This is a genomic window from Thalassotalea litorea, assembly GCF_043642205.1.
Taxonomy (GTDB): Bacteria; Pseudomonadota; Gammaproteobacteria; order Enterobacterales; family Alteromonadaceae; genus Thalassotalea_A; species Thalassotalea_A litorea.
This window is the reverse complement of record NZ_JBHZSG010000004.1, coordinates 71,681-87,430: the sequence shown is the minus strand read 5'-3', so window position 1 is coordinate 87,430 and position 15,750 is coordinate 71,681. Positions and strand designations below refer to the sequence as shown.

The following is a 15,750-nucleotide window of genomic DNA, read 5'->3' as shown; positions in this document are numbered from 1 at the left end:
ATGCATACCATGACGAATCAGAATTGGTATGAACGCTGTTTGTCAAAAGCCTTAGTATTAATTTACTGAGGCTTTTGTTGTATCAGCCAAATAATAATGCGTAACATAATAGGTTGATTAAACTGAATAAACGGTCGCTATTGAAGTAACCGTCAATAAATTGAAGGAACAGTGAATAATGCATGAACATAATCAGGCGCTGAGTAACGCACAGCATTCAAACCCTTTTGCTTTTCTTGGTATGCATACCAATGAAAAAGGCTACTTACAGTTCAATGTATTTATTCCCTGGGCCGAAACCGTTGCTGTGCTGGATAAAGCATCCGGTAAGGTGATCTGCGAACTGGAGCGAGCCAGTGAACAGGGGTTATTCCATAAAACCACCCGCCGTAAAAAAGCATTTGCCTATCAGTTACAAGTCACCGCGGGCGACACCAAGCGGGTGATTGATGACCCTTTCTCTTTTGGCTGTGTACTCGGTGAGATGGACATCTATCTTTTCGTCGAAGGACGCCATAAGCATTTATATCAAAAACTCGGTGCACACGGTATTGAGCATGAAGGTGTTGCTGGTGTCAGTTTTGCCGTATGGGCACCGAACGCCAGCCATGTTGCTGTCGTTGGTGATTTTAACGATTGGGATGGTCGCTGCCACCCGATGCGTAAATTACTCAACTGTGGCATATGGGAGATATTTATCCCTCATCATAGTGCTCGCCACCCCGTACAAGCTGGCTGTCACTACAAATTTGAAGTCAAAGACAGTGAAGCCAATTTATTGCCATTAAAAGCAGACCCGATGGGGGCTCAGGCGCAATATCGCCCAGATACGTCGTCGGTAATTAATGCTGAACAAGCCTTTGCCTGGACAGACTCGCAATGGATGACAACCCGAGAGGCGATGAATAATCGTCACGCGGCGATCAGTATATATGAAGTCCATCTTGGCTCCTGGCAACGTGATGAAAATAATGAATTTTTAAATTACCAACAAATTGCCGAGCGGCTCATCCCATATGTTCAGGATCTTGGTTTTACTCATATTCAGTTAATGCCTGTTAGTGAATACCCTTTCGATGGTTCCTGGGGCTATCAGCCTGTTGGTTTGTTTGCACCTACCGCACGATTTGGCAGCCCGGAAGACTTTAAGGTTTTTATTGATCAATGCCACCAGGCAGGTCTGGGAGTTTTGATTGATTGGGTGCCAGGACATTTCCCGGTTGATGATCATGGTTTAGTACGCTTTGATGGTACCTGTTTGTATGAGCATGAGGACCCACGCAAAGGATTCCATCCTGATTGGAACACCCTGATTTATAACTATGGCCGTACCGAAGTTGCTAACTTTTTACGCGCCAGTGCCATGCATTGGTTGGATAATTACCATGTTGACGGTGTCCGAGTGGATGCCGTGGCGTCGATGTTATATCTGGATTATTCGCGTAAAGATGGCGAATGGGTGGCCAATGAGTTTGGTGGTAATGAAAATCTCGAAGCCGTAGATTTCCTCAAAGGCTTTAATGAAGAGTTATACGCCGACTACCCGGGCGCATTTTCGGTTGCCGAAGAATCAACTTCCTGGCCGGGTGTTTCCAAGCCGACCGATATGGGCGGCCTGGGCTTTGGCTTTAAATGGAATATGGGTTGGATGAATGACACCCTACAATATATAGGGCGAGAGCCAATTCATCGTAAATTTCACCACAATGAAATCAGCTTTGGCTTAGTGTATGCCTTTGATGAAAACTTTGTCTTGCCGTTAAGTCACGATGAAGTTGTGCACGGTAAAGGTTCCATTCTTGCGCGTATGCCGGGCGATGACTGGCAACGTTTTGCAAATCTGCGCGCCTATTACGGGTTTATGTGGACCCATCCAGGCAAAAAATTGATGTTTATGGGCTGTGAATTTGGTCAGCAAAATGAATGGAACTATCAGCAATCTCTGGATTGGCACTTGCTTGACCATCAGCCACATCAGGGGGTGCAGCGACTGATCCGGGATTTGAACGGATTGTATAAATCGACCCCGGCTTTGCATCAGCAAGACTGCCAACATGAAGGCTTTGACTGGGTCGATTATCAAAATAGCGAACAATCCATTTTCAGTTATGTGCGCTACGGTGAAGCAGGGACCAATCCGGTACTTGTGGTGGTAAACTTTACCCCAAGCGTACATCATAAATTTCGCCTGGGAACACCCGTTGCCGGTGAGCATAAGGAAATTTTCAATTCCGATGCCGGCATTTATGGCGGCAGTAATATTGGTAACCATGGGTCGGTTGTTGCCAGTAATACACCATGGCAGGACTTCCCGCAGTCAATTGAGATAACCGTGCCGCCTTTAGCAACCCTAGTATTTGAGATCCAGGGCTAATGCACAGATTCCGATCCGGTCGACCTTATCCCCTCGGTGCCACCTTTGATGGTCAGGGCACCAACTTCGCCTTATTTAGCGCCCACGCCACAAAGGTTGAATTATGCTTGTTTGATGTTGAAACCGAGCAGGAACTGGAACGGATTGCGTTAACCGAGTATACCGACGAAGTCTGGCACATTTATTTGCCGGATATTAAACCCGGTTGTTTTTATGGTTATCGGGTACATGGTCCTTACAACCCGAATGCCGGACACCGATTTAACCCGGCCAAGCTGCTAATTGACCCTTATGCCAAACAGTTGAGCCGCAGTTTTACCTGGTCGCAAAAACACCATGGTTATGATTTAGAAAGCCGGCAACAGGATTTGATTATTGATCATCGTGATAATAGCGATGTCATGCCTAAGTGTGTGGTGAGTCCGACCCTCAAAGGTCTTGATAATCATGTCTACGTTGCGGATAACGACACGATTGTTTATGAAGCCCATGTGAAAGGGTTTACCAAACAGCATCCGCATATTGATGCCGAGATGCGTGGCACGTTTAAAGCCCTCGGACAACCGGAATCGATTCAGTATTTTAAGGAATTGGGCGTAACCAGTATTGAGTTATTGCCGGTACAGGGTTTTTTTGATGAAGCCTTTTTGCATGAAAAAGGCCTGAAAAATTACTGGGGTTACAACTCCATTGCCTTTTTTGCACCGGAGCCAAGGTATTGTTATCAAAACCAGCTTGAAGAGTTCCAGCAAATGGTGGACAACTTTCATCAGGCCGGATTGCAGGTGATTTTGGATGTGGTTTACAACCACACCGCAGAAGGCAATCACTTAGGACCAACCTACTGTTTTAAAGGCATCGATAACTTAAGTTATTACCGTTTAGAAGAGGAAGATAAACGCTTTTATATCAATCATTCTGGTTGTGGTAACACCTTAAACTTAACCCACCCCAGAGTGTTACAGCTGGTAATGGATAGCTTGCGATACTGGGTTGATGTTATGGGGGTTGACGGTTTTCGCTTTGATCTGGCACCGATTCTGGGCCGCAAAGATTATCAGGGCAATGATAGCTTTTATCAGCACGCCAGCTTTTTTGCGGCACTGCGTCAGGATCCCACCTTAGCGAATGTGAAATTGATCGCTGAGCCATGGGATATTGGCCATGGTGGCTATCAACTGGGGCAGTTCCCCAGTAGCTGGCTGGAATGGAATGATCGCTTTCGCGACTCCGTGCGCCGTTTCTGGCGTGGTGATGAAGGTATGATCCCTGAGCTTGCCCGTCGGTTACATGGTAGCGCCGATATTTTTGAACATCATGGTCGCCGGCCTTATGCCAGTATTAATATGGTAACTAGCCATGATGGTAATACCCTGCATGATATTGTCACCTATGAAGAGCGTCATAATCACGCCAATGGTGAAGACAATCGTGATGGCCATAGCCATAACTATGGTCGTAACTATGGCGTTGAAGGCGAAACGTCGGATCGCGAAATCAATCTCCTCAGACAGCAGCAAAAACGCAACATTCTTGCCACGTTATTTTTGAGCCAGGGCACACCAATGCTACTTGGTGGTGATGAAGTCAATCACAGTCAACAGGGCAACAACAATGCCTATTGTCAGGACAACGATATGACCTGGTTGAACTGGCAGTTTTTATCTGATCCGGAGTCAGAACAAGGCGTTGCCGATCATGAGCAGCTTTTGTTTGTACAAAAGTTGATCCAATTGCGTAAGCAACACCCGTTATTAAACCGTTTAAATTACCAGCACGGACTTAAAGTATCCGCGAAAACCGGACTGCAGGATCTGAGCTGGTTTAACTGCCATGGGGTTCCTATGGCAGAGGACAATTGGCACAACAGCGCTCTTAAGTGCTTTGCCATGATGTTGGCCGAAACCGATGTGTTTGACGCCAACACGACTCAGGATCGAGTCCAGGACGATGCGTTATTGGTTATCTTTAACGCTCATAAACATATTAGTCGATTCCAGCTACCTAAATTACCGGGTCGCTGGACTCGCATTATCAATACCGCCGAGCCAGAGCACAGTCTCGCCTGCAAACTGAACGCCGATAGTCAACAGCCAATAGAAACGGCTTTAATCGACGTCGCTGCTTACAGTTGCTCGGTGCTAACTTACAGCCAATATGATACTCAGGAATTAAATTTATGACGCCTTTACAACAGTTAGCCGATGTTGTCGGTTTTCATCCTAGTTATAAGGATTGTTATGGCAACATGGTTCACGCTAATCAGCAGGCTTTACAGTCATTGCTACAGGCGATGGGTTACGAATTAAGCTCGGACCAGGCCATTTTGGCCAGCGCCCAGGAATTGAAAAATAAATCCTGGTTAACCCTTTTACCCGCTATGTCTATGGTGAAGTCTGAAGCCGCAAAGCATTCAGTGACCTTAAGTGTTGAAACGGTAGACATTGAGCAATCAATCCAATGGACCATCACTCTTGAAAGCGGAGAAGTCCTGACCGGTGAGCAATCTTTGCAAGCGCTGGAAAAAGTTGATGAGCAGAATATTGACGGTGTCGTTTATCAAAAATTAACTTTGGTATTGCCGCACATAGAAGAAGGTTATCATCAGCTTTCTATCGAACTTGATGGATTAAATTCTGCCGGACACTTAATTGTCGCGCCCAAAACCTGTTACAGCCCGAATGAAGCTGCGGATTATCGCATGTGGGGATTGGCCGCACAGCTATATTCATTAAAGTCTGAAAATAGTTGGGGTATGGGCGATTTTGGGGATCTGAAAAGTCTGGTTGAGCAATCGGCAAAACGCGGCGTGACGGCAATAGGTCTAAACCCATTGCATCCCCTATATCCGAATAACCCGGGTCATATCAGTCCTTATTCACCAACCAGTCGTTGCTTCTTAAATACGCTTTATATTGATGTAACCGCAGTGCCAAACTTCGCCACCTGTGCCGCCGCACAGGATGTGGTCAACAGTGAAGATTTTCAGCAGCAGGTGGTGCAGGCCAATAGCCAGACGTTTATCGACTATCCCCATGCCGCGCATTTGAAATACCAGGTGCTTGAACTGCTGTATCAGGACTTTATCAGTGAGCATATTGGTAAATCTAGCGATATCGCCGCCCTATATCAGGAATTTTGTGATGAAATGGGTGACGATTTATTTGAACTGGCAACCTTTGACGCCCTTTACGAGCATTTTCGAAAAATCGATTTTCACGCCTATGGTTGGAAAATGTGGCCAATCGAATATCAGGATCCACACAGCCCGGAAGTTGAACAGTTTAAGCTTGAGCATGCAGAACGCATCGGTTACTTCCAGTTTTTGCAGTGGTTAGCGGATTGCCAAATCGGCGCAGCAGCAAGCTCGGCGAAAGCCAATGATATGCCGGTGGGCTTATATATGGACCTGGCTGTTGGTTGTGATGGCAGTGGTGCTGAAGTATGGGCGGACAAACATAGCTATGTATCCGGTGCTGCGGTAGGCGCGCCACCTGATGCGATGAATACGTTAGGCCAGGATTGGGGGTTAACCCCGATTAATCCGGTTGCCTTGCAAGAACAAGGGTATTTACCGCTCGTTAAAGCGCTGCGCAGCAATATGCGTCATGCCGGCGCGCTGCGCATCGATCACGTACTGGGTTTAATGCGTCAGTACTGGGTTGCACCTGGAATGGGAGCGCATGAGGGTATCTATATCACCTTTCCGCTCGATGAAATCTTTCGCATTATTGCACTAGAATCGCGCCGTAACCAGTGTGTGGTTATTGGTGAAGACTTAGGGAACGTGCCTGATGGTTTCGGTGAGATCATGGCAGAAGCTGGCTTGCTATCCTATAAGGTATTGTTTTTCGAACGTTGGGATTCTGGTTTGTTTTTCCGTCCAGAAATTTATCCTGAACAATCTATGGTGACGGTTTCGACCCATGATTTATCAACCATGTCAGGTTGGTGGACAGGCAATGACCTGAAATGGCGTCAGGAGTTAAATCTGTATCCTAATGAGCAAATGGGTCAGGACGAGCGTAACTCTCGTGTGAGCGATCGTGAGCAACTGTTAGCCGCATTAGAGCATGAAGGGGTATTGCACGCGGATGAATTTCCGAGTCTGGCACCTGCGACGATGAACAATGCCTTATCACGTGCGGTGCAGGCTTTTCTGGCGAAAGCACCTAGCCGGATCTTATTGGTGCCTTTGGAAGATGCGCTTGGCTTAAATGAACAAGTGAACATTCCAGGCACGGTTGATGAACATCCTAACTGGCGTCGTCGTATGCCGGTCACGATTGAAGAATTCTGGCAGCATATCGATATGCATAATCTGGTGGATGTGATGAACAAAGAGCGCCCTAAGGGTTAGGTGCGCAATTAGCTTTGAGCCCGGTTCATTGTCCGGGCTCGTTTGTATGGTTACATTGAACTCGATGGGGAGAGGGATAATGTTAGGTAACACCAAGGTAATAAAACACTCAATAACGCTGGCAATGGCTGGTATCGTCACGGCGGCTTTGGCCGGCTGTTCGTCAGAAAAAAGTGAAACGGTTGATATTATTGAATCTTCACCAGCTGTTGAATGGCACAAGGTATCGGCGCAGAATCTGGCACCATACCAGCAACGTGATGCACGTGATGAAGTGTTTTATTTTGTTATGCCGGATCGTTTTGATAACGGCGATGTCAATAATGACAATGGTTCAGCGACTAAGCTCGAGTCACGGGGCGGCTTTGATCAAACAGACACGGGTTATTACCACGGTGGCGACCTGAAAGGTTTGCAAAACAAACTTCCGTATCTGCATGATATGGGCATTACCTCGATTTGGATGACGCCGATAATGCGTAATCAGGCGGTACAGCACGATGGCAGTGGCTACCACGGTTATTGGGTTGTCGATTTCACGGAAATTGACCCGCATTTGGGAACCAATGAAGAACTAAAAACCTTTATTGAAGAGGCACATAAGCTCAATATTAAAGTATTTTTTGACATCATCGCTAACCATAGTGCTGACGTGATTAAATACAAAGAGTGTCATGGTGAAGACGGTAAACAATGGTTAGGTGAAACCGTTGGTCTGTGTGATTACAAAACTCTGGCGCAGGTCGCCGCCGGTGATACATACACTCCATTTGTCATGCCGGGCAGTGAGGATATTAAGGTCCCGGCCTGGTTAAATGAAAGCAAGTATTATCACAATCAGGGGGATAGCACCTGGGAAGGGGAAAGCGCAGTTTATGGCGACTTTGCCGGTCTTGACGATATCGATACCGACAATCCGTACGTCGTTCAGGGGATGATCGATATCTTCAAAGATGTAATCACCGAATTTAAACCGGACGGCTTTAGAATTGACACGGTAAAACACGTAAATATCGAGTTCTGGCAAGAGTTTTCGCCAGCATTACTCGCCCATGCAAAAACACAAGGGATCCCAAACTTCTTTATGTTTGGCGAAGTATATTCTGCAGATCCTGAATATTTAAGCCAATTTACTACCACTGGTAACTTGCAATCGATTCTCGATTTTGGCTTTCAAAGTGCGGTTCAGGCCACGTTAGTGGATCAACAGGGTACTGACGTCCTCGCCAGATTATTTGAGGCCGACAGTTTTTACAAAGATGACGATTCCGATGCCAGCATGTTGGTTAACTTTACCGGTAATCATGATATGGGCCGCTTTGCCTATCTATTGAAGAGCAAGCATCCTGATATGAGCGAATCCGAGGCTTTAGCGCGCATTAAACTATCCAATGCGATGATGTTTTTTTCCCGTGGTATCCCGGTGGTTTACTATGGGGATGAACAAGGCTTTGTCGGTGATGGCCATGATCGCGATTCCCGTCAGGATATGATGCCATCGAAAGTACTCTCTTATAATGACGATGATCTATTAGGTACCAGCGCCACTACCGCGGATGCTAATTTTGATCAGGAACATATTCTGTATAAAGATTTGGCGTATCTAGCGAGTATCTATCAATACCACCCGGGATTGCGCATTAGTGAGCAGGAAACTTTATACTCTCAGGATACTCCGGGCATTTTTGCCATTACCCGAACCACAGAGACTGAACAATATTTGGTGGTATTTAATACCGCATTAGAGAAGCAAAAACAGACATTTAAAATGCCGTTTGCCGGTTATGAACCGATCGTTCTTGCCAAGGATAAAACTGAGGAAGACGGTCAGGTAATGATTCATTTAGCACCGCTAAGCTTTGCCATTTATAAAGCTGACAGTACAAATGTTAGCCAATAAACGTTTATCCTTTGTCGGCTAAAAAAGTATCTGATTACACGTTAGGTTCTTTTTTCGCTTTATCCCTTCGATATCGCACTAATTGGCAGCATTTAGTAGCGATATCGGTGGATTTAGGTTTTTGACTCACGGCAAACGATTGCATCGATGCCTGTAACAATTGGCTACCCGCAGCCAATGCTAAAGTTTAAGTTTTTCGATGCCTTGTAGAATCAATTGATAACAGCTATCGGGGTTCTCCAAAGGCAGTAAATGACCATGTTTGATATCTTCTAAAAACACCGCATTTGGTTGACAGGCCTGCCATTTCTGCCAGATTTCATCGCTAAAAAACACGTTAGGCTTGCCTCTTACCGCCACAGTTGGCACCGATAATTTAGATATTTCTTTTAGCATATAAGGGGGCTGCGAAAAGTTATGAGCCTCCCAATCTTTAGGGAATCTCAATGTGACCTCGTCACCATCATCTATCACCGAATGTTCAACAAAGGCTTCAAAGCTTTTTGGGTGAAAGCGTTTAAAGCTGCGTCGCTGCTGGCAATATTCTCGATAACTGTTCCGGCAAGACCACCGGTCCTGCTTGTTCAGTGTGGTTTTCACTGGGTCGATGTGTTTTAACACCGAATCGGGCATCCATCGAATGGCGGTTGCCATACTGCGCTTTAACATCGCTGGCTCAATCAATACCAATGCTCTAAATAAGTCTGGTCGCATGTTGGCAGCATAAATAGTAGCGCTGGCACCAAGCGAGTGCCCCACTGCGATGATGGGTTGTTGGTAATGTTGCTCAATAAATGCGATTAAATCTTTTGCGTAGACATGCCATTCCCGAGTTTTTGGTGGGGTACCAATATTCGGCCAGACAGCGCGAGAGTCGAGCGCGGATACACTAAATGACTGGGTCAAAGCCTCGATAAATGGCTGATAGGTAATACTTGAAAATCCATTGGCGTGATAAAAGTGCAGATCTGGGCCATTGCCACCGTAAAACTGGTAACTGGCGTTTTCAGGTAATGCGGGAAAGGATTTTGGGTTAGAAAAAGTCACTGTGCAATATCTCGTCAGGTTAAACGAGGAATCATGGTAACGGCAAACAGGCCGACAAAGCAATCACTCATCTGACCAGTATTTTGATTAACCCGATAATTTAAGCTGAGCGATGGCGATAAACGCATTTTTATGCGTGAATTATCGATATGCCTGAGCATTAACAATGATTATTTGTTCGCTATATCCAAAGCCCCACTCGGTGCGATCATCTATCGAAACATCGGCAAGGAAACGTGTCCCAGATATTTGCTGCTTGGCGTTTATAATTGCCTGCTGGGTTGAAGGGGCCTCGCCCATAGGAATCAAATATAAAATCCATCTCTGCCTTGACTCGCCTTGCACCTCACCGAGAAACTGAGCCGCTTTATCTGGATTAGCGATATAGCTAGAGCTAACAAAAATTCCTGGATTTGCAGTCGAGCACCCGTATAAGAAAACCGCAAAAACCAGTTGCATAATAACCAATCGATTCATGTTCAGACCAATCACTCGCAACCAGAGTCAATGCCAGCGAGTTCCAGATGAGGTAATTATTCGGTGGCATCATTATAGTTCAACGGATTGATGTTGGAGGAGGTGCTCTGAAATTTCAAGGCCGGTTCAGTAACTACATCGCCGACCTTGATTGGTATTAACTCAGCGCTTTGGGCTTGATCTCACCCACTCGCATCCAGGCGATGGCAGAAATCAATAAACTCACCGCACTGATGATAAAAATCAGGCCTTTATCGTCTGCTTGCGAAACTGCCAGGCCAACACCAAGGCTTACCACTAATTGTGGGATCACAACCGACAGATTAAATAGCCCCATGTAACTTCCCATGCGAGATTGATCGATTTTCTCTGACATAATGGCAAATGCTAATGAGATCACCGCCGACCAACCTATGCCCAAAAACGCCATTAATCCATACAGCATATATTCATTGTCACCAAACAGAACGACGCCGAAATAGCCCATCGCCATGGTTGCGATACATACGGTATGCACGCGCACCAGACCATAAGAACGGGTTAGTGGCAACAGCACCAAAGCTGGCAGAATAGCAGCGACACCATTGAGTACCAAAAAGCTTAAGTTGATGATTTTACCCAATTCATCATCACCAATGCCTGGCATCTTATCCTGCAAGAAGGCAAACAAGAATACAAACATGGATTGAATACCAATCCAGCTAAAGGAGTGGGCAGCAAGTACTTTTCGAAAGCCGATGCGATTGGCTTCTTCCTCACATTTACCCTGTTCCGATGGAATTAAGGTGGTGATAACAAAATAGGCGGTTAGGACAAGACAGGCAATTTCTACCCAATAGTGATTGGTTTTAATGCCCGCAAGTTTAATAAACAGGGCATAAACATCGTAAATTAAAAATCCCCAAAGCGGCTTAATGTTAATCAGGATTTCTTTAACGCCAATGGCAGATTTTTCACTACCGTCTTCGCTATCGGTTAACTCTTTAGGTTCAGTAATAAAAAATGGCGGGATCACGGCTAACAAAAATACCAGCGCCGCACCCAGATAGATCAGCACATAGTTACCTAAGGTCGCACCGATAGCATAGGCCATCATGCCGAAGGTACCGGAAATCAATTGCATCCAGGTGTAACCTTGGGTGCGCTGCTCACCTTGCGGGGTAACATCGGCAATGATTGAGCGTGTAGGGTTCATGCTGACATTAATCGAAAGATCTAGTGTCAGCGCGATCATGATAGCGATACCTAGCAAGCCGTCCATACCCAGAGCACTGGAGACAATATCGATATTCGGAAGCGCCAGCAACATCATCCCGGCGAGTACACCACCAATGATGATAAACGGTCTGCGTCGACCTCCCCAAAACCAAACCTTATCGCTGATAATACCGATAATGACCTGGCCTAAAATGCCGGCGATTGGACCTGCGGCCCAAACCAATCCTACTTCATGAATATCTAGCCCGTATTGGGTATTCAGTAGCCAACTAAGTGCTGCAATTTGGATTGACAGGGCAAACCCCATTGCCGTCGACGGTAAACTGAGCAGGACATAAAACGACCGGCTTAGGTTTTTTTGCATGGTTAACATGAAAGGCTCACTTGTTGTTCTTTCCTGTGCGTATCGAAAATTATCTTTATCATTTTGGCGCAATTGCGATTCGGCGCTGCTTGCCTTGTCGATACTGCTCAGATGAATGTCTTAGCCACTCTTTGCGCAAATCGACCGCACTATGAATGAATATTGTTAATGTATAAGTGAGCAAATTACGTGGTCAAGGCAACGCTGACAAATTATTGCATACGTATTCATGACAAAGGGACCGAAAGCTTGTTATATTTGCGGGATAAAGGGGCCTGATCGTTATCAACCTCCGGAAAAAGTATCACACTGACTGATATCGCCACTTTCAAAGCCACGCTTGAACCAGGCCACCCGTTGCTCCGAAGAACCATGAGTGAAACTATCTGGGGTGACCCGCCCGGTTGCTTGTTTTTGCAGGCGATCATCGCCAATTGCAGATGCCGCCACTAAGGCTTCATTTAAGTCTCCTGAGTCGAGCATGTGCCGTTCGGTATTGGCATGATACCCCCAAACGCCTGCGTAACAGTCTGCCTGAAGCTCTAATTTTACCGACATTTTATTGCCTTCGACTTTAGAGCCCATTTGCTGCACTCGATGTACTTTTTCTGAGGTGCCCAGGATATTTTGCACATGATGGCCAATTTCATGAGCGATCACATAGGCCTGAGCGAAGTCCCCAGGGGCACCATGACGATTTTTAAGGTCTTCGTAAAAGGACAGATCAATATATACCTGTTCATCACCGGGGCAATAAAACGGACCGACGGCCGCACTAGCCATGCCGCAGGCGGAATTAACCTGGCTGGTAAATAAAATCAGTTTGGGTTCGCGATAGGTAATACCCTGTTGGCCAAGAATGTCATGCCAGGTCTGTTCGGTATCGGCGAGGATAACGGCGACAAAATCGCCCATACGTTGTTGTTCCTCGGTTAATTGTACGGGCTGTTGAGATCCTCCTCCTGAAGACAATCCAGGCGCGACATCAACCCCCAGAAAGCGACTGCCAAAAAACACTACGGCGCCAACAATAAGTAAGGTACGCCCTAATTTACTGCGGATCAGAAAAGGGAGAAAGCGGAATAACAAAGCGCCAATACCGGCACCGGCGGCCACTTGCTGTCCACGCCTGTCTTCTACATTGCTGCTCTTACGTTTATCTTCCCAGCGCATAATCTTACCTCCACCGCCTGTTCTAAAATCTAGCAGTTGTGGGCGCAGGAGCAAGAAAATCTCCCAAATAGTAAAGTCGCTTCATGGTTATTTAAATGCAAATTGTTTGCATTTGCATTTAGCAAGAGGGCAAGACTCTTTTATAGTTAGAAGTGGTTTAGATAAAAAATTGTGCAGTCGTTTTTCGCCCTGTGTTGTTATTGGCGATCAAGCATCGGTGATTCAGCTATGAGGTGCACTATGGCAATTTTTCGCGCTATATTTTACGCGTTTGCTCTTCCAGGAATAACTTTTCTTTCAACATTTACGCAGGCTCAGGAAAATTCTCTTGAGTATCTTTCCAGTCTCAATAAAGGGATTATCGAACATTGTGATGAATCGTTAGATTCGGGAGTTTTCATCGATATATTTGAGTGTGGCGATGAATTATTTGGATTTAGTTTTAACGCACTTGACGGCGGAGGCATGAACGTTGGTGATGGCGGTCGTCTGACCCGGGTGCCACGGGCAGATTTATTTAACTGGTCCAATACCATTCCCAGACGCAAAACAGGGCCTAATGCCGCAGCTTGTAGTGATTGTCATGCCGGCGCCAATATTATCGGCGGCGGTGGCAATGGCGGCGGTGCCGTGGTATTTAATGCCATTCGTGACCCTTTTCATACGGGGCAACCCGGACAATTTATTCAGCGCAATACAACCCATGTATTTGGTATGGCGGGTTTGCAGTTGTTAGCCGAAGAGATGACCGAAGAATTGCAGGGCCAGGTTGCTAAAACCTTGGCTATGGTCTGCGAAACCGGATCGCAACAGCAGGCAGCGTTGAGTACTAAAGGCATGGACTTTGGATCCGTTCGTGTTGACCCCCCATGTAACTCTCCTTCTATTGATGTGCAAAGCCAGGGGGTAAAAGACGACCTCATCGTACGCCCTTTTCAATGGAAAGGCAGTGAGTTAAGTGTCCGTAATTTTTCTCGGGATGCGTTTCAAAATGAACTTGGCATGGATCCGGTGGAGCTTACCGGCGATGATATTGATGGTGACTTTGATGGTGTGGTGAATGAAATCTCTATTGCGGATATTACCGCGATGGTCATTTATCTGGCTGCACAACCAAGACCAACTAGCCTGATAGAACTAGACGAGTTACGTCAAACTCTGGAAGGGCGTCAATATGGTGACATCGGTGGTTCATCATTAGCGCAGCAATTAATGCTGCCAACCTTAAGTGTTTCGCAACGTCGTGAGATCAAGCGAGGCAAAAGGTTATTTGATTCTGTCGACTGTAGTTCTTGTCACAAACCTTCGATGGTCATTGAAGAAAAGTTTGTGTACAGCGAACCAAGCGACAATCCCATGTATAAGGATGCAATATTTCCAGGCGGTCAGCTAGGGATTAGTGACGCACAAGCGATTCGATTTGATATTCGCGGTGATCAACCTCAAAACCAGATTGTCCTTAATGACACCTTGGTGAAGCATTTGGGAGCATTTGAAACCGATGCGTCAGGTCAGGTGATTGTCCGCCTATATGGCGATTTAAAACTTCACGACATGGGCCCTGAGCTTGCGGAGAATATCGATGAGACGGGCACTGGGGCATCGGTTTGGATGACTAAAGAATTGTGGGGTGTCGGTAGCACGCCACCTTACCTTCATGATGGGCGAGCAACGACATTGGAAGAGGCGATTCTGGCGCATGGAGGAGAGGCAGATTCTTCAAAGCTAAGCTATACTCGATTAAATGAATCTAATCGTAAAGCTATTCTCGCTTTTTTGAATAACTTGGTGTTGTATCTGCCAGCTGAAGGCGACTAGGCAGGTTAGTGACACGGATTATTTTCGTCACTTTTAATATGAAGCAAGCGCACAGTCAGTGCGCCATCCGCCACCCATTATCGGTTTTGTGCGGTACATATGAGAAGTATTCAGCAGTTGTTGTACGTGGTTATGTACCGTACCCTCTATTTGCCTTGCCGTTAAACCTAAATCCTCAAACATTGCGTGACACTTCACTTTGTAATCCGCCAGCAACGGATAATACCAATCACATTAAATTATTGCTCACTCAGTGAGAATTTAAAGGTACTTAGACAAGGCTTTGATTGTTCATGAGAGCGGTACTATCAAATAAAGTTATGAATCAATAGTGGCAAAGGCTCGTACCGGAAATGTCCCTACCCCTTTGATTTTCACTGGTGCTGCGGTAAATAAAAAATGTTGCTCAGGCAGTGCATTGAGATTGTTCAGATGCTCGACAATAAGAATATTGTTGGCCAACAATATGCTATGAACCGGGCGGTTTAAATCCTCGGTGTCATCAATATTTAAACTGTCGATACCCACAAGAGCAACCTCTTGCGCCAACAAATACTCGGCGGCGTTTTTTGTTAGATAAGGGTGACCCTGATAGTAACGTTCAGTGTTGAAGTGTTGGCTCCAATTCGTTTGTATCAGCACGGCTTTGCCTTTCAGATCGGGCAAGTCTAGAAAAAAACGCGCATCGATGGGACGAATATTGGGTTCAATTACGATTTTGATGCCCGGGAGATTGGCAAGTTGTGACAAGGGTATCTCAGAAGTATCTTTGCCCGTTTCATAGCGATGAAATGGGGTATCAATATAAGTGCCAGTGTTTGAACACAGTGTGATTTCACTGATCACAAAACTGGTATCTTCAAGGTAATGTTGTTTTGATTGCGCTCGACTAAGAAAGTCGCAGATATGTGGCGCCGGCAGACCCTTGTATGTGACCAGCCCTTCAAAAATTGTGTGACTAAGTTCTATGAATTGCATCACCCTTCCCTGCTCCATTTGTTAAGCCGCTGATAGAGACA

The 15,750-nt window shown here is 45.9% G+C and carries 10 protein-coding genes; 5 read left to right on the top strand and 5 right to left on the bottom strand.

What is annotated here, in order from left to right; all coding sequences use genetic code 11:
- Positions 1-178: 178 nt before the first annotated feature.
- The 4 genes from glgB (at position 179) to ACHUFQ_RS03345 (ending at position 8,634) form a co-directional block, all read left to right on the top strand.
- Complete coding sequence (glgB, locus tag ACHUFQ_RS03360) at positions 179-2,374, top strand: 1,4-alpha-glucan branching protein GlgB (protein WP_394172965.1); 2,196 nt, start codon at positions 179-181, stop codon at positions 2,372-2,374.
- Positions 2,374-4,557 carry a glycogen debranching protein GlgX gene (glgX, locus tag ACHUFQ_RS03355; RefSeq protein ID WP_394172963.1) on the top strand — a complete coding sequence of 728 codons (2,184 nt, stop codon included), beginning with the start codon at positions 2,374-2,376 and terminating at the stop codon, positions 4,555-4,557. The genes glgB and glgX overlap by 1 nt, the downstream gene beginning before the upstream one ends.
- Positions 4,554-6,734, top strand: a complete 2,181-nt coding sequence (gene malQ, locus ACHUFQ_RS03350; RefSeq protein WP_394172961.1) for a 4-alpha-glucanotransferase — start codon at positions 4,554-4,556, stop codon at positions 6,732-6,734. Before glgX ends, malQ begins: the two co-directional genes overlap by 4 nt.
- A gap of 79 nt (positions 6,735-6,813) precedes the next feature.
- The gene (locus tag ACHUFQ_RS03345; RefSeq protein WP_394172959.1) at positions 6,814-8,634 is read left to right on the top strand and encodes an alpha-amylase family glycosyl hydrolase; all 1,821 of its coding nucleotides are present in this window, start codon (positions 6,814-6,816) and stop codon (positions 8,632-8,634) included.
- Positions 8,635-8,814: 180 nt separating this feature from the next.
- Here ACHUFQ_RS03345 and ACHUFQ_RS03340 read toward each other — a convergent pair whose 3' ends face one another.
- The 4 genes from ACHUFQ_RS03340 to ypfJ form a co-directional block, all read right to left on the bottom strand.
- Entirely contained in the window at positions 8,815-9,681 is an 867-nt protein-coding gene (locus ACHUFQ_RS03340) for an alpha/beta fold hydrolase (RefSeq protein ID WP_394172957.1), read from the bottom strand.
- Positions 9,682-9,822: 141 nt separating this feature from the next.
- Positions 9,823-10,158 (bottom strand): hypothetical protein, encoded by a 336-nt coding sequence (locus ACHUFQ_RS03335; protein WP_394172955.1) that lies wholly within the window; start codon positions 10,156-10,158, stop codon positions 9,823-9,825.
- Between the two features lie 157 nt (positions 10,159-10,315).
- Positions 10,316-11,749, bottom strand: coding sequence for an MFS transporter (locus ACHUFQ_RS03330; RefSeq protein ID WP_394172953.1), 1,434 nt, complete (start codon positions 11,747-11,749; stop codon positions 10,316-10,318).
- Positions 11,750-12,025: 276 nt separating this feature from the next.
- The gene (gene ypfJ / locus ACHUFQ_RS03325) at positions 12,026-12,913 is read right to left on the bottom strand and encodes a KPN_02809 family neutral zinc metallopeptidase (protein WP_394172951.1); all 888 of its coding nucleotides are present in this window, start codon (positions 12,911-12,913) and stop codon (positions 12,026-12,028) included.
- A gap of 240 nt (positions 12,914-13,153) precedes the next feature.
- Here ypfJ and ACHUFQ_RS03320 point away from each other — a divergent pair, with 240 nt between their 5' ends.
- Positions 13,154-14,731, top strand: coding sequence for a di-heme oxidoredictase family protein (locus ACHUFQ_RS03320; protein ID WP_394172950.1), 1,578 nt, complete (start codon positions 13,154-13,156; stop codon positions 14,729-14,731).
- 318 nt (positions 14,732-15,049) lie between these two features.
- Here the strand turns inward: ACHUFQ_RS03320 and ACHUFQ_RS03315 are convergent, their stop codons facing one another.
- Positions 15,050-15,709 carry a cyclase family protein gene (locus ACHUFQ_RS03315; protein ID WP_394172948.1) on the bottom strand — a complete coding sequence of 220 codons (660 nt, stop codon included), beginning with the start codon at positions 15,707-15,709 and terminating at the stop codon, positions 15,050-15,052.
- Positions 15,710-15,750: the final 41 nt, after the last annotated feature.